Here is a 19992-nt window from a genome sequence, read left to right as displayed (position 1 = left end):
ATAACCCGGGCAAAAATTCGATACCTGATCGAAAGATATTGATTTTTCACTGGAAATATTGTTAAATAAAGGGGATTTGTGGTACGGGAGGTAAGGTTATGGCGACGATCAAAGAAATCGCAAAAGCCTGCGGTGTGTCGGTAGCTACCGTTTCGAATATCCTGAATAAAAAGCCGGGGGCAAGCGAAGCGACAAGAAATCTTGTGTTAAAAACTGCAAAAGAAATGAATTATATGCCAAACTATGTGGCAAAAAATCTTAAGGCACGCAATACCAGAAGTATCGGCGTCATTGCAGAGGATATGACGATCTTTAGTATTCCGGATATTATTGACGGTATTACGGAATATTGTGAAAAGGTAAAATACCAGATTCTTCTGACCAATTTAAGATTGTATAAAAAATATAATGACTATTATTATCACAGAACAGATTATTATGGGCTGGTGGACGAGGAGATCAGAAAACTGATCGCAACGCAGGTGGACGGTATCATTTATGTGACGGCACATGAGCGTATCATGCACTGTATCCCGGATAATTTAAGTATTCCTGCCGTGATGGCATATGGTTATACGGAGAGTAAAAACATCCCGTCCGTAGTTGTGGATGACGAGCGTGGTGCATACGAGATGATCCGTTATCTGATCGCACAGGGACATAAAAAAATCGGAGTGATCACCGGAAAAGCAGACAGCCTTCATGCGCAGGCACGTCTGATCGGATATCAGAAGGCATTGCGGGATGAGGGGCTTTTATATGATCCGGAACTGATCTACTATGGAGACTGGGGAAGAGAATCCGGACATACCGGAGCAGAAGTGCTTTTAAAAAAACAGGTGACGGCAATATTCTGCATGAATGATCTTATGGCAGGCGGATGTTATGACTGGGCAGATGAGTCGGGGATAAAGATACCACAGGAGATATCTGTTGCGGGATACGATAACAGAGAACTGTCAAGCTATTATAAGCCGCCGCTCTCCACGACGGAGCTGCCACTTCATGATATCGGTTACAGGGCTGCCGAGGTTATGATCGGCCTGGTGGAGAAAAAGTCAGGCGAGACGGCAGAACCGCAGGTCTATAAAGTTCCATGTAAGCAGCTGATCCGCCAGTCGATCAAAACATTATAAAAATAAACCGTGATGAACCGCCTCTGATGTCAGGCTTTTGAACTGACTCAGAAGGCGGATTTTTAATTTATAGGAAATTATGTCCTATGAATTAAAAATCCCTCCATGAGTTTATTTGTGAACAGAAGAAGTATTTATGTTCATTATTTTTGGAGAATATGTACTATTTGTGCAACATTCACATGGTTAAACGATTTAAAAAATAATAAAGTTGTGCGAAAAAGCAAAAACTTAGAAAGAAACAGAAAACATGAGAAAATAACATAAAAACAAAAGAATATATATAGATAAATGAAAAATAACAGGCTTTAATTATAGCAATTAGTATGGTATATATAAACAAGAACGAAACAGAAATCAATCAAAATGACAAAGAAAAGAAAAAACATTTCAGAAAAAAGCAAAAAAGTGTGAATGAAATGTAAATAAACGGAAAATGAACATTTTAGTTCAATTAAACGTTTAACATAACACATGACAGGAGCATAAAGGAGGGAGGAAGTTATGGAGAAGGAAAAACTGACAGATGTGCCGCTGCATCAGATCCAGATCAAAGATGCGTTTTGGGACAAATACATCCGCTTAGTAAAAGATGTCATACTTCCTTACCAGTGGAACACGTTAAATGACAATGTAAAAGATGCGGCGCCGAGCCACTGTATCAAGAACTTTAAGATCGCAGCAGGCGAGGCAGAGGGAGATTTTGAAGGAGCTGTCTTTCAGGATACCGATGTTGCAAAGTGGTTAGAGGCAGTTGCATTTACCTTAGATTCATCCGGAAGAGATGAAAAGTTGGAAAAACTTGCTGATGAGACGATCGACCTGATCGGGAAGGCACAGTGTGAAGACGGATATTTAAATACCTACTTCACGATCAAAGAACCGGACAGACGCTGGACGAACCTGAAAGAAGGACACGAACTTTACACAGCGGGGCACATGATCGAGGCAGCGGTTGCATATTACAATGCAACAGGAAAAAGAAAGTTCCTCGACATCGTTTCAAGATTTGCAGATCTGATCTGTGAGACATTTGGACCGGAGGAAGGAAAGTGTCATGGCTATCCGGGGCATCCGGAAGTAGAACTTGCTCTGGTAAAATTGTACCGGGCAACCGGACAGAAAAGATATTTAGACCTTGCGAAATATTTTATCGATACAAGAGGTGTGGGAGAAAATTATTTCTTTCAGGAAGAAAAGAAAGAAAAATATCAGCAGATATTTCCTGAATTTGCCGGATATGTACCGGAGTATTCTCAGTCACATCTGCCGGTCAGAGAGCAGAAGACAGCAGAGGGGCATGCGGTAAGAGCCGTATATCTCTACAGCGCAATGGCAGATCTGGCATATGAATATCAGGATGAGACATTATTAGATGCCTGTAAGACACTCTGGAATAACATGACAGAGAAAAGGATGTACATCACAGGCGGCATTGGTTCATCGGGATTGTTAGAGCGGTTCACAACCGACTATGATCTTCCGAACGACAGAAATTATTCCGAATCCTGCGCATCCATCGGACTTGCGATGTTTGGAAACCGGATGGCGCAGATCACAAAAGATGCAAAATATGCGGACATTGTGGAGAAGGCACTTTACAATACAGTGCTTGCAGGGATTGCGATGGATGGAAAGAGTTTCTTCTATGTCAATCCATTGGAGGTATGGCCGGATAACTGCATCGAACGGACATCCATGGAGCATGTAAAGCCGGTCAGACAGAAATGGTTTGGCGTGGCGTGCTGTCCGCCGAATATTGCAAGAACACTTGCTTCTTTAGGACAGTACATCTATGGAGCAGATGAAAATAGTTTATACATTAATTTATACATATCCAGTCAGACAAAACTTCTGATTGGAGAGACAGAGACAGAAGTAATAATGGAAAGCAGTTTCTTAAAGGATGGAACGGTAACGGTTCATCTGGAATCAGAAAAAGCTTCCAAAGGAACACTGGCACTTCGGATTCCCGGCTACACAAAAGAATTTACCGTGTGGCGCGGAGTACAGAGAATAGAAACACCGCTCATAAAAAAAGGTTATCTTATGATAACGGATCTTGCAGCATCTGAGGAGATCAAAATATCCTGTGACATGAAAGCAAGATTTGTATATGCAAATCCGAAAGTGAGAGCGGATGAAGGAAAAGCATGTATCATGCGCGGTCCATTGGTATACTGCCTCGAAGAGACAGACAATGGAGAAAACTTAAGTTCCTTATATGTGGATACAAAAGAAGCGCTGACTGAAAACTGGGAGGAACAGTTGTTAGGTGGTGTGATGTCAGTGGAAGCAAAAGGAAAACGCATCTTGGAAGATCATTGGACGGCAGAAGAGTTATACAAAGAACAGCCGCCGGAGTTAAAGAATGTGACGTTAAAAGCAGTTCCTTACTGTTACTGGGGCAACCGGAAAACAGGGGAGATGGCAGTCTGGATCAGACAGCTGATCTGACAGAAAAACATGTATCACACGGAAGATCATCTGAAAACAGGAGATACTTTCGATCTGATAAAGAAAAACATTTGGGAGGTAAATGTATGAAGAAGAAGGTTTTAGCAGCATTAATGTGCGCAGCAATGACAGTTGGAATGCTTGCCGGATGTGGCGGTAATTCCACAGCAGGAAACAGCAGTTCCGGTGCGGGGGAAGCAGCATCCGGTACAGAGAGCGCAGACAGCGGCGCAGGAAGAAGAGAGATGGACGTAGAGGGTGATGATGTCACAACACTTGAGGTCTGGACATTCATCGAGAACCATCAGGATTTCTACACTAACATGGCTGAGAAATGGAATGAGGAAAATCCGGATAAGAAGGTTAAACTTGTTTTATCCAACATGGCATATGATGATATGCACAACAAATTATCACTTGCATTAGAGTCAGGAGAGGGTGCTCCGGATGTCGTTGATATCGAGCTTGGTAAATTCCCTGCATTCATGACAGGTGATATTGGATTAAAACCATTGAACGATGCAGTAGAGCCATATCTTGACAATGTAGTAGAGTCCAGATTACAGCTTTACTCCAAAGATGGTAACTATTATGGATTCCCTACACACGTTGGTACGACCGTTGCTTTCTACAACACAGAAGCATTAGAGGCAGCAGGTATTGATTATACAACCATTAAGACCTGGGATGACTTCAAAGAAGCCGGTGCAAAATACAAAGAAGCAACCGGAAAAACATTTGCAGCATGTGAGACAACTGCTCAGTGGACATTAAACTTAATGCTCGCTCAGAAAGGCGGAGATTACTTAAATGATGATGGAAGCCTTGCAGTAAACAATGACACCATGGTTGAATGTTTACAGACCATGAAAGATATGCAGGATGCAGGTGCTATGGACGTTATCGCCGGTGGACAGCCTGACAACGAGGAAGCATATCCGTTATACAACAGCGGTGATGTCGCAGCAGCAATCATGCCATTCTGGCAGACCAGCCGTTACTTAAGCTACATGACAGACCTTTCCGGTAAAGTTGCAATCGCAGCACCTCCTGTATTTGGTGACAACGATGCAGTAAAGACCATCGGTGGTGGTGGTACCGGTACAGCAGTTGTAGCATCCAGCCCGAATGCTGACCTTGCAGCAGAAGTATTCGCTTACATCAAACTTTCTGACACAGCAAACGTAGAAGTTTGGAACGTATTAGGATTTGACCCGGTTAACACAGCAGTATGGACAGACAAATCCGTAACAGAGAACCCGGATAATCAGTATGTACAGTACTTCAACACAAAACCATTTGATGCATTATTAGATGTTCAGGACGGCATTGGATTACTGACCTGCTATACAGATGAGAAGATGCCATCCATCAACAATATCTTCTGTACAGAGACTTTGAATAATATCTTCGAGTCCGGTATGGATGTAAAAGAAGCGTTAGACGAGGCACAGTCTGCACTTCAGAATGAATTTGGAGAATAAGAGACAGGTTTAAACAGGCAGGGATGTGGGGCAGATGTCCTGCATCCCGTTTCCTGTTATGAGGGAAAAGGGGGCATTACAGCATGAATAAAGTGAAGAAGTTTTTGTATTCGCAAAAAGCAGCACCTTATGTGTTTATTCTTCCATTTGTTCTGACAGTCATTTTGTTTTGGGTATTCCCGATCGCAAATGGTGTACTGTTAAGTTTTCAGGACGTCCTGAAAGATAAATGGGTTGGAATGAACAACTATAAGAGATTACTCTCTGATACATATTTCAGAAAAGCAGTCTGGAACAGTTTTAAATACATGGTGGGAACACTGGTACTTTTAATTCCGTTTCCAATGTTATTTGCAAGTATGTTAAACAGTAAACTGATGAAGGCGAAGGGATTTTTCAAGTCTGTTTATTTTATCCCGGCACTGACATCTGTTGTCGTTGTAGGTACAATCTTCCGTCTGATGTTTGGTGAGATGGATACGGCACTTGCAAACCAGATTTTAAATTTCTTTGGACATTCTTCCATCAAATGGCTGAAAGGTGAATGGACCGGATACTTTGCACTTCTCCTAGTAGCGTGCTGGCGCTGGACCGGTGTCAATATCCTCTATTTCCTTGCAGGGTTACAGAATATCTCCACGGATCTCTACGAGGCGGCTTCCATCGACGGAGCGACAAAGTGGCAGCAGTTTAAGAGCATTTCAGTACCGCTTGTAAAACCGACCACGATCTATGTATTAACAATTAGTATTTATGCAGGACTTTCCATGTTCCTTGAGTCTTACATGCTGTGGAAAGGTAATAACTCCCCACAGAATATCGGACTTACGATCGTTGGCTATCTGTATCGTCAGGGTATTGAAAAACGTGCAATGGGATATGCATGTGCAGTTGGTTTAGTACTTCTTATCATTGTTATGATCATTAATATCATCCAGCTTGCATTGACCGGAACATTTAAGAAGGAGGAGAGATAATATGGCAGCAGAATCTGTTGGAATGAGCCAGAAAAAGAAAGACAGGGCAGCAACCATCGGTATGATCATATTTTTTTCCATCCTTGCGATCCTTACCGTTCTGCCGATCTATCTGTTGGTATTAGCCAGTTTTAAACCGGGAAACTTCCTGCTTCAGTACGGATTAAACCTGAATCTGGATATCCCGCATCTGACACTGGACAATTACAAATTACTGTTCACCGGAAAACATGATTACTGGACATGGTTTGGCAACAGCCTGATCCTGACAGTCATCACAGTGATCCTGACCCTGGCGATCAGTGCATTCGTTGCATATGGATTTGCGGCCTATGATTTTAAGGGAAAGAATTTCTTGTTTATTATAGTGCTTTTGATCCTCTCTGTACCGTTTGAGGTTATTATGCTCCCTCTGTACAAGCAGATTTCAAGCTGGGGCATGATGGACAGCTATGTATCAGTAGTACTTCCGTTTTTGGCACATGCATCCACGATCTTCTTCTTCCGGCAGTATCTATTGGGACTGCCAAAGTCGCTGATCGAGGCAGGACGTATCGACGGCGCAACAGAGTATGGTATCTTCTTTAAACTGATCGTGCCGATCATGAAACCGGCATTCTCAGCGATGGCGATCTTAAATGGTATGAATGCATGGAACAATTATCTGTGGCCGTTATTAGTCATCCGTTCTGCAGACAAATACACACTGACCATTGGTCTTAATACACTGATCAACCCGTATGGTGATAACTACAGTCTGTTGGTTGTCGGTTCTGTATTTTCTATCATACCGATCTTTGTATTATTTATCTGCTTCCAGAAATACTTTATTGAAGGTATGACAGCAGGTGCGGTAAAAGAGTAAGATTTTAAGTGACAGGAGGAAATATACATGAGTAGAAAAGCAAAAATGGTACTGGATAAAGAATTTCAGATCGCTCCGATCGACAAAAGGATTTACGGTTCTTTTATCGAACACCTTGGAAGAGCGGTATACGAAGGAATTTACCAGCCGGGACATCCGTCTGCAGACGAGGATGGATTCCGCAAAGATGTGATGGAGCTGGTAAAGGAGCTGGATGTGCCGATCATCCGCTATCCGGGCGGCAACTTTGTGTCAAACTTTTTCTGGGAGGATTCTGTGGGGCCGGTTGAGGAGCGCCCGCACCGTCTGGAACTTGCATGGAGAAGTTTAGAGAAAAATGAAATCGGTTTAAACGAATTTTCCAAATGGGCAAAGAAAGTCAATTCTGATGTCATGATGGCAGTGAACCTTGGAACCCGCGGCATTGCAGATGCCTGCAATCTTTTAGAGTACTGCAATCATCCTTCGGGAACGAAATACAGTGACCTGCGTATCAGACATGGTGTGAAAGATCCACATAAGATCAAAGTCTGGTGCCTTGGAAATGAGATGGACGGACCATGGCAGATCGGACACAAGACAATGGAAGAGTACGGAAGACTTGCGGAGGAGACCGCAAAGGCAATGCGCCTGATCGATCCGGACATCGAGCTGGTATCCTGCGGAAGCTCCAACCTGGATATGCCTACGTTCCCGGACTGGGAGGCTGTCACATTGAGCCATACTTATGATTATGTCGACTATATCTCCATGCATCAGTATTATGGCAACCGCGACAATGACAGCAATGATTTCCTTGCACAGTCCGATGATATGGATACGTTTATCCGCACAGTCATTGCGACCTGTGATTATGTCAAAGCGAAAAAACGCAGCAAGAAAGTCATGAATTTAAGTTTTGATGAATGGAATGTATGGTTTCACTCAAACGCTGCGGATGAGGATATTACCGAGAACCATCCATGGCAGGTGGCACCTCCGATGTTAGAGGATATCTATAACTTTGAGGATTCCCTGTTAGTCGGACTGATGCTGATCACACTGATGAAACATGCAGACCGTGTCAAGATGGCATGTCTGGCACAGCTTGTCAATGTAATCGCACCGATCATGACAGATGCGGCAGGCGGAGCATGGAAACAGACGATCTTTTATCCGTTCATGCATGCATCCAAATACGGCAGGGGCATCGCATTGCAGCCGGTAATCTCAAGCTCCAGACATGCAACGGCAAAACATGATGAGATCACGGACGTGGAATCTGTGGCTGTCTATAACGAAGAAAAAGACGAAGTCACGATCTTTGCAGTAAACCGTAACCTGGAAGAGGATGTAGAGCTTACCACCGATGTGCGCAGCTTTGCGGGATACCGGATCAAAGAGCATATCGTGATGGAAAACGATGACTTAAAAGCAGCCAACACGCTGACCGAACAGAATGTATATCCGGTTAACGCAGATGACAGAAGTAAACTTGATGACGGTGTTGTCACAAGCGTGTTAAAGAAAGCATCCTGGAATGTGATCCGTCTTGGAAAATAGAATGTGAGAGCAGTTGTGTGAACAAATTGTTACAGATTCTTCAAATAGAATTCAAAAAATGTACAACGGGATTTCACAAATTGCGGATATATTATTAATATCACGAACGAGTGATAAAACTTTTTTTCATAAATTCTCCCCCTTTTTAAATCCACCATTTCCCCAAAATGGTGGATTTTTTGTGCAATAATTACAAATATCATTAAAATAGAGGCTTTTTAATGACAGAATAGCAGCGGTATGCTAAAATTCAGACAAGTATTTTCAGATGTATGAAACGAGGGAAAATAGTTAAACAACTTGTGATTTATTATAAATACGAAGGAAAAGGAGTGTCCGTATGAGTAATACAACCAAAAGAGCATTAGAGGCATCCTTAAAAAAATTACTTTTACAGAAACCATTAGATAAAATTACGATCCAGGATCTGACCACGGACTGTGGAATCAGCCGTATGGCATTTTATTACCATTTTAAAGATATCTATGATCTGGTTGAATGGGCATGCGTGGAGGACGGAAAGCGGGCACTGCAGGGAAAACGAACCTACAATTCCTGGCAGGAAGGGTTAGAGCAGATTTTTAAGGCAGTGCTGGAAAATAAACCGTTTATCATGAATGTATACCGTTCGGTCAGCAAGGAACAGATTGAAAGTTATCTTTATAAGCTGACGTTTGAACTGATCGAGGGTGTGGTAAATGAGAAGGCGGAAGGAACCGGTCTCCCGGAGGAAGATAAACGTTTTATTGCAGATTTTTACAAGTATGGTTTTGTCGGTGTGATGTTAGACTGGATCAAAGACGGTATGCAGGAAGACTATAGCACGATCGTCAAAAAAATGAGTCTGACACTGCACGGAAATATCAGTAATTCGATTGGAAATTTTTTAGATGAAGGGTGATTTATGTTTCGGATGACAGTCAGCAACGTCGTCCGGTTAATTTAGGTACGCTGTACCGGATTTGTAAATGCAGAGCCGATTATTTATCAAAACAGGCGGAATGATAAAAATATTGTCATTCCGCCTGTTTTGTATATTGGATTTTTATCCGGGAAGTAATAAGATGACCACAGAACGAAGATAATAAAAGCAGTTAGAAAGGAGATTCTTATTATGTCAAATAAAAATAAAACCATCGCGTTAGCATCTTTGATTGCAGCAGGAGCCGGTGTGGCAGCAGTTGCGGCAAGCAACAGCCACAAACAGGCAAAGGCAAAGAAAATCGCCGAAAAACAGCAGGCAGAGAGTGGAACACCATACCGCAATACAGAGCGTGGAAAATACGAGAAAAACAGCAAAGGTATTTATTATACTAACGGTAACTACGAGGCATTTGCACATCCGAAAAAACCGGAAGGTGTCGATGAGAAAAGCGCATACATCGTAGGAAGTGGTCTTGCATCTTTAGCAGCAGCATGTTTTCTGGTTCGTGACGGACAGATGCCGGGCGATCATATCCATATTTTAGAGGCAATGGATATCGCAGGCGGTGCATGTGATGGTATCTTTGATCCGTCCAGAGGCTATGTGATGCGCGGCGGCCGTGAGATGGAGAACCATTTTGAATGTCTGTGGGATCTCTTCCGCAGTATCCCTTCCATTGAGACACCGGGCGTTTCCGTACTCGACGAATACTACTGGCTGAACAAAGAAGATCCGAACTACTCTTTATGCCGTGCAACCGAAAACCGCGGCGAAGATGCACATACGGACGGCAGATTCAACTTAAGCCAGAAAGGCTGCATGGAGATCATGAAACTTTTCATGACCAAAGACGAGGATCTGTATGACAAGACGATCGAGGATGTCTTTGACGACGAAGTATTTGATTCTACCTTCTGGCTGTACTGGAGAACCATGTTTGCATTTGAAAACTGGCACAGCGCATTGGAGATGAAACTTTATTTCCAGAGATTCATCCATCATATCGCAGGCCTGCCGGATTTCAGTGCACTGAAATTTACCAAATACAATCAGTATGAATCACTGATCCTGCCAATGCAGAAATATCTGGAGGCAGCAGGGGTTGATTTCCAGTTTAATACAGAAGTCACCAATGTGATCTTTGATATCAAAGATGGCAAAAAAGTGGCAACCGCGATCGAGTGCAAGGTAAAAGGTGTTGAGAGCGGTATCGTCCTGACAGAGAATGACCTTGTATTTGTGACAAACGGAAGCTGTACCGAAGGCACAATTTACGGTGATCAGAACCATGCTCCAAACGGAGATGCGGAAGTACGCAACAGCGGCTGCTGGAATTTATGGAAAAACATTGCAAAACAGGATCCGTCCTTTGGACGTCCGGAGAAGTTCTGCTCTGATGTTGCAAAGACAAACTGGGAGTCTGCAACGGTAACCACACTGGACGATAAGATCATTCCATACATCACAAATATTTGTAAGAGAGATCCAAAGAGCGGAAAAGTTGTAACCGGCGGTATCGTAAGCTGCAAGGATTCCAGCTGGCTGTTAAGCTGGACGATCAACAGACAGGGACAGTTCAAGGAGCAGGATAAAGATAAGGTCTGTGTATGGGTATATGGACTGTTTACCGATGTACCGGGTGATTTTATAAAGAAACCAATGAAAGAATGTACCGGTAAGGAGATCACGGAAGAGTGGCTGTATCATCTTGGTGTACCGACCGACCAGATCGAGGAGCTTGCAGAACACAGTGCAGTCTGCGTACCGACGATGATGCCGTACATCACAGCATTCTTTATGCCAAGAACCAAAGGTGACCGCCCGGATGTCATCCCGGATGGCTGTGTAAACTTTGCATTCTTAGGTCAGTTTGCAGAGACACCGAGAGATACCGTATTTACCACAGAGTACTCCGTCAGAACCGCAATGGAGGCTGTATACGGACTGCTTGGTGTAGACCGTGGCGTGCCTGAGGTATGGGGAAGTGTTTACGATATCCGTGAACTTTTAGACAGCACAGTCAAACTCATGGATGGCAAATCTCCGTTAGAAATCCAGCTGCCTGGTCCGCTTAACGCATTGAAGAAACCTCTGATCCGCCTTGTAAAGGGAACTGTGGTTGAGAAAGTGCTGCGTGATCATAATGTATTGAAAGATGGGATGTTAGAGTAATAAATAAGAGGGTGAAAACACGGAAATTCTGTGTTTTCACCCTCTTATACATATTTTTGGGATGTTCGCGGAGCATTCCACAATCATATGTATATAAATTGTATTATTTAAGTTTGTTATTAATGTCTTGTAACAATTTAATTATTTCAGAGAAACCTAGGAACAGAGCCTATTTTTTCATTTCCAGATAAGGCAGAAATGAAAATCCATTTTTCTTATATACATTGACGGCCCGTTCATTTTCTTCTTCCACCTCCAGCCGCAGGATGGCGTCCGGGTATTTTTCCCCGATATAGTCGATAAATTTGCTTCCGATGCCGGCCCCACGGCAGGATTCCTTGATATAAATGTCCTCGATCCACATGCATGGCCTGCCAAATTCTGTGGAAAAGCTTTTTGCGATCATGCCATAGCCCTGGATCTCGCCGGAAACCTCAAAAATATAGCCTTCCAGATATGGATTGTCATTGATGCAGTTTTCAATATCGGTGCGGAAAATATCATCGGATCCGTTAGTAAAAACCGCCGGGGATGCGTAAAATACACGCATCATTTCAAGAACACTGTTTTTGTCTTTAGGTGTCATAGGTCTTATGATACTGTTCATTTTTATCCTCCATTTAAGAAAAATTGATGTGTTTTCTGACAAGTATATATGAATGCGCTGCCCGGCAAATATTGGTTTGTGGGTGACATGAGTTTCCCTGTGTAGGGTGGTTCCGGGGGGTTTACGATTGGCAAATTGCATCAAGCCGGGAATGTTTTGTTTCCGTTGTCCGAAAATAAGACAATCTAAGGCTGCCTGGTTCAGATTGTGGCAGAGTGACGTGTGTGTCTTAAATGTGCCATCCGGGCACATTAAGACTTGTGCTGCCGTCCATGGCAGCACAACACTGTGTTACGGACAGGCAGACTAAGATTGCCTAATTTTCTCCCAAAGTCACAAAACAGGTCTCGGCTTGATGCAATTTGCCAGCCGCAAGGTTGTGAACCACCCTTCGCCGGGGAACTCATTTTACAACCTTGGGGGTGCGTAAATTTTTGTGACGTTCATTTTAAAAATGTCGAAAAACCTCGACGCAATCTGTTATATCTATGCTTTTAACCATACATACTTGGACTAATAATCTGCATTATTAGTCTGGTAATTTACGAAATGATTAATGTAATGCGACATAGCAGATGAAACTTCAGACAAGTCATCAGGCTGAATATCAATGATACAGTACATTAGGATCATAAGCAGATTATAGGCATAATGTGAATATCAAAAATTTGCACTTACGCCCCCAATTTTGAGATGAACCGCCCACCCAAATGGTGTTCACAACCTGGAGGCTGGCATCTTGCACAAAGCCGAAGCTAATTTTGTGACTTTGGGAGAAAATTAGAAAAACTTGGTCTGCCTGTAGTTACACAGTGATGTTCTGCCACGGATGGCAGAACAAGGCTTCACGAGCCAAGGATGGCTCGTTGAACGCCGGTCACGTCACTCCGCCATAACCTAAATCAGGCAGACCTAGCTTTTCTTATTTTCGTACAACGGAACCCAAATTAACTCCGGCTTTGCGCAAGATGTCGCTCACAGACCTACAACACACCATTTGGGTGGGCAATTTATTTCATAAACAAACCATCATTTATTGGGTGAAAAAACACACAAATTATTTTAAGAAATACAACCGGTTCTGTCAAATTGTATTTTTCAGGATGCTTTAACGCTTTAAATAAAAAAAGTACTTGCCATTCTCCGAAAAAGAAGCTATCATGTTACTAAAATAAGGCAGCAAAAGGTATTATATACCAAAAAGTATACAAAACAGGAGGATTAAATCATGGAAAAGCGCATTTCAGGCCACACAGGACTTTTAGCATTGATCGGTTCACCGGTCGGTCATTCAGGATCACCGGCGATGTACAATTACAGCTTTGAGAAGCTGGGATTAGACTATGCTTATGTGGCTTTTGATATAAAAGAGGACAAGGTAAAAGATGCGATCGCTGCAATGAAGACTTTCAACATGCGTGGCTGCAATGTTACCATGCCGGATAAGGTTGAGGCTGCAAAATACATGGATGAGCTTTCACCGGCAGCGCAGATCATCGGTGCTGTCAATACAATCGTCAATGATAACGGAAAACTGACCGGTCACATCACAGACGGCGAGGGATTCGTACATAACTTAAGAGATCATGGCATTGAGATCAAAGGCAAAAAGATCACAGTAGCCGGAGGCGGTGGTGCTGCGACAGCCATTCAGGTACAGTGTGCCTTAGACGGTGCGAGAGAAATCTCTATTTTCAATATCAAGGATGCATTCTTTGAGAGAACCTTACAGACGGCAGAGAAGATCAAAAAGGCAGTGCCGGAGTGTGTGGTCAATGTATATGACATTGCAGATACTGCAAAGATGACAGAAGAGATCCAGTCAAGTGATATCTTTGCCAATGCCACGATCGTTGGAATGAAGCCGATGGATGACCAGAGTGTTGTAAAGGACCTGTCTGCATTCCGTCCGGGACTTGTCGTTGCAGATGCAGTATACAATCCGGAAGAGACAAAACTCCTTCGCGAGGCAAAAGAAGCAGGATGTACCTGTGTCGGAGGAAAGGGAATGTTGTTATGGCAGGGAGTTGCCGCATTCAAACTTTACACCGGACAGGATATGCCGGTTGAGGATGTGAAGAAATTATTCTTCAGCTAGGATATATCGGTGGATGGTACGAAGAAACGCCTTAACCAGGAATGGGAAGTCTGGTTGGGCGAAAAATGGATCATGCAGATTGGTTTTGCCCGTTTTCAGGGTATAATTAGAGAAAAATGAAACATATTGGATGAAAAAAATATGTTTCATGTGTAAATAGCCCAGGATTTTTGGAAATCCCGGGCTATTCTCTTCATTATGAGTGGTATACACCCATTTTAATTATTTTGAAGGGGAAAATTCAGCATTTATGGGTGAAACAAATAGGAAAGAAGAAAGTTACGCCCATTCTGTAATCATATCATGTGAAAAATCAACATATGATCGTGATTTACACTTGCTTCGATCGGCAGTCTTATCATATCTTACAGATAATCATGTTTTGCAAGTACGTTTAAGATATTACGTCCCTCTTCAGTACCCTCAATGATTCTTCTTGCACGTTTGCTGTCACCGATATTTATGATTTCTACGTTAGTATCTGCGAAAGCTTCCTCTAACTGGTCTAATACAGGGTTGTTTGCTCTCATTCCGAGGCAGATGAAACCATAATCAAATGGAATTTCTTCGATCTCACCCTGAGGATTCTTTACGATGAAACGATCGTTCTGAACTTCCTGCAGAGCAGTGTTGGTCATCTGTTTTACGTTGTATTTTGCCATTTTGGCATTTGTATCACATTTTGTAACCGGATCAAGACCGTTTCCGATCATTGGAAGCATCTCTACCATGGTTACGTCAGAACCGCGCTCGGTAAAGAATTCCATCACGTCGAGACCTACGGCACCACCACCGATGATTGCAACTTTCTGACCATCCATTTTTTCAGGATACTCGTTGATGCGGTCGATCATCTTTAATACGGTAGCAACATTGCTGTCATCTTTGTCGACAAGATCATGCAGACCGGTGATCGGTGGTAAAGTAGGAACAGAACCGGTTGCATTTACGATGATATCCGGGTTTAAGCTCTTTACTAATTCCGGTGTAGTGCTTGTATTCTTGAAGATGAATAAGTTGTGAAGCTTGCTTGCACGGTGGATCATATAGTTCGGGAAGTCAGCTAAACGTTTCTTATCCGGGATCTTGGAAATCACGGAAGCAAGTCCGCCAAGCTCAGCTTTTTTCTCAATTAAGAAGGTGGTACATCCGACTTCTGCTGCAGTGCAGGCTGCCTCTAAACCTGCAGTACCGCCACCGATGACTACAACGTTGCAAGGTTTGTTGATCTTATGTTTCATGTAATCTTCGCCGGAGTTGACAGCCGGGTTTACGGTACAACGGATCGGCTGGTTTAAACCGATACGGTGTCCTGCACATCCGATGTTACAGGAAATACATTTGCGGATATCACATTCTTTTCCGAACTCAACTTTGTTGACCCATTCCGGATCAGCGATCAGTCCACGTCCCATTCCGATAAAGTCAGCGTCGCCTTTTGCTAAGATATCTTCAGCAACTTTCGGGTCACGGATATTACCAACAGTCATACATGGTTTGCCGTATTTTTCTTTTACAGCTTTTGCCATGTAAGAACGCCAGCCGTCCGGTAAATAGTTTGCATCGATCTGGTATTGGATAGAACCATTCAGACCACAGGAAACGTCAAATACATCGACTTCTTTCTCGAAGTACTGTAAATACTCTAAAGTATCCTCTAAGGTATTTCCACCCTCTACCATTTCGTCAGCACTGATACGGACGAAGATCGGGAAGAAAGGTCCAACCTGTTTACGAACTTCCTCGATGACTAATTTTGCAAATCTTGCACGGTTTTCTGCAGAACCGCCAAATTCATCTGTTCTCTTGTTGGTGGTAGGAGAGAGGAACTGGCTGATTAAGTAGGAATGTCCTGCATGGATCTCTACGGCGTCAAATCCACAGATCTGGGCACGCTTTGCAGCCTCACCGTATTTTTTAACGATGTGCATCATCTCATCTTTCTCTAATGGACGAGGGATTTCTCCGCCTGCCTTGGAAGGAACATCAGAAGCGGAAACCGGCTGCATTCCGATACGGGAAGACATTGCGGATGCACCTGCATGGTTTAACTGGATTGCGATACATGCACCGTGTTTGTGTACGTTTTCGCATAATTTGAACAGACGCGGAATATAGTTGTCTAAGTCGATGCGGAGCTGTGTCGTACCGTTAGAACCCTGTGGGGAATCAACGCTTGCGTTCTCGACAATCAGAAGGCCTGTGCCGCCCTTTGCACGCTGCTCATAATAATTAATATGAAGAAAACTCATTTCACCGTTCTGCTCACCATAGTTTGTTCCCATTGGTGTCATAACGATTCTGTTTTTTACGGTCATACGACGGATGGTCATTGGCTCAAAAATATGAGGATATTTGTTTTTCATGATAAAATCTCCTTTGCATTTAAATGAATAAATTGTGTGTGGCTGAGATTGTTGGATAATGAAAACTGCAGCATAGCTTTTGGAATGTCAGAAAACATGGCGCGGTAGTCGTGCAGTTTTGGGCGGGCAGATAATTATGTTTTAGATAGTTACTTTTTTAACAATGAAAAAGTCTGTGTGCTCTTTCTGTATTTAATGTACCCTGAAACAGGGAAAAAATCTAATTCGTTTTTTTGGACAAAATGATAGAATTTCTCTATTGATTCTGATTGGTAAGATTGCTATCCTTATAATATGATGTTGTGCGCAGCAGGCACATGCATATTCGGAAGAAACCGGGAGATGGATTCATGAATTTAAGTCAGTTACAGTATTTTAGAACGTTGGCGAAGGAAGAACATTATACGAGAGCGGCGCAGATCTTATCGATCACGCAGCCGTCTTTAAGCCATGCGATCGCGCAGTTAGAGCAGGAACTGGGGACAAGGTTATTTGAAAAAAAAGGCAGAAATGTGGTTCTGACACGATATGGAAAAATTTTCCTTCCATATGTGGAGGAATCTTTAAAAGTATTAGAGGAGGGCGTGCAGCGGACGAAAGAGTTAAATGGAAGCAAAGAAGGTATGATACATCTCGCTTACATCTATACCCTTGGAAGCACGTTTGTGCCGAAGATGGTGCGGAGATTCTTAGATGCCTATCCGGATTATCATATTGACTTTCATTTTATTGTTGGAAAGACCGGAGATATCATAGAGGGGCTCAAAAACGACCAGTATGATATGGTGTTTTCCTCCTATCAGGATGGGGAGCCGGACATTGATTTCCGGCAGATCGGCGATCAGAAGTTGGTGCTTGCCGTGCCAAAAGATCACCCGCTTGCCATGTACGACAGCGTGGATTTAAAAGATACGGTGGATTATCCACAGATCTATTTTCAGAAGGGAAGCGGACTGCGCCCGGTTGTCGATCAGATGTATGAACAGATCAGTGTATTCCCAAAGATCGCATTTGAAATAGAAGAAGATGGCAGTATGGCAGGACTCGTCGCTCAGGGATTTGGCATTGCAGTCATGCCGGATATTCCAATCTTAAAAACACTTGACGTCAAAACCCTGACCATCACAAACCCGGAGTACGAGCGCCATGTCTACCTCGCCACCATGAAAAAACGCTATCTCTCCCCGGTCGCAAAATCCTTCATCCAGTTCGTTATGCAGGAGACAGAGTAGCGAGTCTCACAACATTCACAGCCTGAAAAGAGTTTTGCGCAGGCTGACCGCCATCCCATCAATGATACATCCTCCGCACAAACTGGATAAACCTTTGTACCGCCGGCAGCTGATATTTCCCGCGCATATATCCCATATACACAGTATGTGAAAATGTTTCCTGCGAGATCAGCGGACGGATGCAGATGTCATCCCTGTGGATCGTATCCACGTCTGCGACAAGGGCTATCCCAAAGTCTTTCGCCACGAGCGATGCAATTCCGTTTTCATCCGGCGATTCGCAGATAAAATTCGGGAGCACACCATGCTCCTTAAAAAAATTACGCGTATATTTTCCGAGACCGGAATGCCTTGCATATCCAAGAACCGGGTATTTTTGAAAATCTCCGGCCTCAATCTCATCTTTTTTACAGAGAGGATGTCCGATAGGAAGGATCGCTACAAGGTCCTGCTTTATAATAGGAATAAACTCAATATTTGGTTCATTTGCAGAGTAAGAACCAAAGATCAGATCATAAGAACCTTTCTTTAAACCTTCTATATTCATGGAAGTGATATCCTGAAAAAAGTGAAATGTAATATTTTTATTCTGCTCTAAGGAAAGAAATGAGCGGACAGTATTCGGAATAAATTCACGTGCAAGCGGGGAAACATAAGCAATATCGATATGTCCGCCGTTGGTTGCAATCTGCTGCATTTTATTGGAGGCACGTGTCACATCGTCTAAAATCTGTGTGACATGCTCTAAAAAAATCTCACCGGCTTTTGTGAGTGTCACATTGCGCCCGCGTTTTTCGAAAAGTGTGACGCCGAGCTCATTTTCTAAAGCGGTGATGGAACGGCTTAAACTTGGCTCGGAAATGTTTATTTTTTCTGCCGCCTGATTGAAGTGCTGAAGGACGGCTGCCTGGTAAAAATAACCCAACTGATTGAGTGTCATGTATAGATCTCCTTATAAATGATAGATAATATCTATGGATTATAAAATAAAAACTTTGTTTTTGTACAGATTATATCATAATTAATACATTAGAGCTACTAAAAAAGCATGAAATTAGCATTGGATGTATTAAAAAAAGCGTTGTATAATAAATATATCAGAGGTTGTTAAGTTTTTAACAAAGCGGGCAGGTAATGTTAAAAACATGAAACTAATAAGAAAATCATGCAAAAAGAAAAAAGGAGAACACTACTATGGCAGAGAGAATCACAGGTCACACAGAGCTTATCGGATTAATGGCTTACCCAATCAGACATTCCAGTTCACCGGCAATGCACAATGAGGCATTTGCATATTTAGGACTTGACTATGCTTACCTTGCATTCGAGGTTGACAACAGCACATTAGAAGATGCGATCAAAGGTCTTCGTGCATTAAAGATGGTTGGATCTAATGTATCCATGCCAAACAAAACAGTTGTTGGCCAGTACCTTGATAAATTATCACCGGCTGCAGAGCTTTGCGGAGCTGTTAATACGATTGTAAATGAGAATGGTGTATTAACAGGACATATCACAGACGGTATCGGATTTATGCAGTCCTTAAAAGACAACGACATCGACGTGATCGGAAAGAAAATGACCATCGCAGGTGCCGGCGGAGCTGCAACAGCAATCGAGATCCAGGCTGCATTAGACGGAGTAAAAGAGATTTCTATCTTCAATATTCATGATAAATTCTGGGAGAACGCAGAGGCAACTGTGAAAAAGATCAACGAGAGAACAAACTGCAAAGCAACTCTTTATGATTTAGACGACAAAGAGAAATTAAGAGAAGAGATGGCAGATTCCTACATCTTCGTAAACGGAACAGGTGTTGGTATGAAACCATTAGAGGGAATGTCCGTTGTTCCTGACAAATCTTTCTTCCGTCCGGAACTGATCGTTGTAGACGTTCCTTACTCTCCGCTTGAGACAAAGATGCGTTCTATGGCAAAAGAAGTTGGATGTAAGACAATGAACGGTCTTGGCATGATGTTATTTCAGGGTGCAGCAGCATTCAAACTCTGGACTGGAAAAGATATGCCGATCGAGCACATGAAAGAAGTATTAAACATCAAATACGAATAAAATACCCCCCCAATCACAACCCCATGCGGCGGTATGAAAAAATGCCGCTGCATCACAAACC

Annotated in this window: 14 protein-coding genes; 11 read left to right on the top strand and 3 right to left on the bottom strand. The window is 42.9% G+C overall.

Features of this window, described 5'->3' with window-relative positions:
• Positions 1-98: 98 nt before the first annotated feature.
• The 8 genes from RIL182_RS16970 to RIL182_RS16935 all read left to right on the top strand — a co-directional run bounded on the left by RIL182_RS16970 (position 99) and on the right by RIL182_RS16935 (position 11558).
• Positions 99-1136: a LacI family DNA-binding transcriptional regulator gene (locus RIL182_RS16970; protein WP_006856414.1), complete on the top strand. Its 1038-nt coding sequence runs from the start codon at positions 99-101 to the stop codon at positions 1134-1136.
• Between the two features lie 504 nt (positions 1137-1640).
• Complete coding sequence (locus RIL182_RS16965; RefSeq protein WP_134523417.1) at positions 1641-3593, top strand: glycoside hydrolase family 127 protein; 1953 nt, start codon at positions 1641-1643, stop codon at positions 3591-3593.
• A gap of 86 nt (positions 3594-3679) precedes the next feature.
• Positions 3680-5077 carry an ABC transporter substrate-binding protein gene (locus RIL182_RS16960; protein ID WP_006856418.1) on the top strand — a complete coding sequence of 466 codons (1398 nt, stop codon included), beginning with the start codon at positions 3680-3682 and terminating at the stop codon, positions 5075-5077.
• 83 nt (positions 5078-5160) lie between these two features.
• Positions 5161-6054 carry a carbohydrate ABC transporter permease gene (locus RIL182_RS16955; RefSeq protein WP_006856419.1) on the top strand — a complete coding sequence of 298 codons (894 nt, stop codon included), beginning with the start codon at positions 5161-5163 and terminating at the stop codon, positions 6052-6054.
• A gap of 1 nt (position 6055) precedes the next feature.
• Positions 6056-6919: a carbohydrate ABC transporter permease gene (locus tag RIL182_RS16950; protein ID WP_006856420.1), complete on the top strand. Its 864-nt coding sequence runs from the start codon at positions 6056-6058 to the stop codon at positions 6917-6919.
• A 27-nt stretch (positions 6920-6946) separates the two neighbouring features.
• Entirely contained in the window at positions 6947-8461 is a 1515-nt protein-coding gene (gene arfA, locus RIL182_RS16945; protein WP_006856421.1) for an arabinosylfuranosidase ArfA, read from the top strand.
• 340 nt (positions 8462-8801) lie between these two features.
• Positions 8802-9362 (top strand): TetR-like C-terminal domain-containing protein, encoded by a 561-nt coding sequence (locus RIL182_RS16940; RefSeq protein WP_006856422.1) that lies wholly within the window; start codon positions 8802-8804, stop codon positions 9360-9362.
• 213 nt (positions 9363-9575) lie between these two features.
• Positions 9576-11558, top strand: coding sequence for an oleate hydratase (locus RIL182_RS16935; RefSeq protein ID WP_006856423.1), 1983 nt, complete (start codon positions 9576-9578; stop codon positions 11556-11558).
• Between the two features lie 169 nt (positions 11559-11727).
• Here RIL182_RS16935 and RIL182_RS16930 read toward each other — a convergent pair whose 3' ends face one another.
• Positions 11728-12165, bottom strand: coding sequence for a GNAT family N-acetyltransferase (locus tag RIL182_RS16930; protein ID WP_015560247.1), 438 nt, complete (start codon positions 12163-12165; stop codon positions 11728-11730).
• A 1228-nt stretch (positions 12166-13393) separates the two neighbouring features.
• Between RIL182_RS16930 and aroE the strand changes: the two genes are divergently transcribed.
• Positions 13394-14263: a shikimate dehydrogenase gene (aroE, locus tag RIL182_RS16925; protein ID WP_006856425.1), complete on the top strand. Its 870-nt coding sequence runs from the start codon at positions 13394-13396 to the stop codon at positions 14261-14263.
• 365 nt (positions 14264-14628) lie between these two features.
• On the opposite strand, the gene RIL182_RS16920 is transcribed toward aroE, so the two are convergent.
• On the bottom strand, positions 14629-16629 hold the full coding sequence (locus tag RIL182_RS16920) for an oxidoreductase (RefSeq protein WP_006856426.1): 2001 nt from the start codon (positions 16627-16629) through the stop codon (positions 14629-14631).
• A gap of 350 nt (positions 16630-16979) precedes the next feature.
• On the opposite strand from RIL182_RS16920, the gene RIL182_RS16915 reads away from it, so the two are divergent.
• The gene (locus RIL182_RS16915) at positions 16980-17861 is read left to right on the top strand and encodes a LysR family transcriptional regulator (RefSeq protein WP_172606721.1); all 882 of its coding nucleotides are present in this window, start codon (positions 16980-16982) and stop codon (positions 17859-17861) included.
• Positions 17862-17919: 58 nt separating this feature from the next.
• Here the strand turns inward: RIL182_RS16915 and RIL182_RS16910 are convergent, their stop codons facing one another.
• Positions 17920-18801 (bottom strand): LysR family transcriptional regulator, encoded by an 882-nt coding sequence (locus RIL182_RS16910; RefSeq protein ID WP_006856428.1) that lies wholly within the window; start codon positions 18799-18801, stop codon positions 17920-17922.
• A 254-nt stretch (positions 18802-19055) separates the two neighbouring features.
• Between RIL182_RS16910 and RIL182_RS16905 the strand changes: the two genes are divergently transcribed.
• Complete coding sequence (locus tag RIL182_RS16905; protein ID WP_006856429.1) at positions 19056-19931, top strand: shikimate dehydrogenase; 876 nt, start codon at positions 19056-19058, stop codon at positions 19929-19931.
• Positions 19932-19992: the final 61 nt, after the last annotated feature.

The sequence above is a fragment of the Roseburia intestinalis L1-82 genome, assembly GCF_900537995.1.
Classification (GTDB): Bacteria; Bacillota; Clostridia; order Lachnospirales; family Lachnospiraceae; genus Roseburia; species Roseburia intestinalis.
This window is presented reverse-complemented; position numbering and strand designations above follow the sequence as displayed.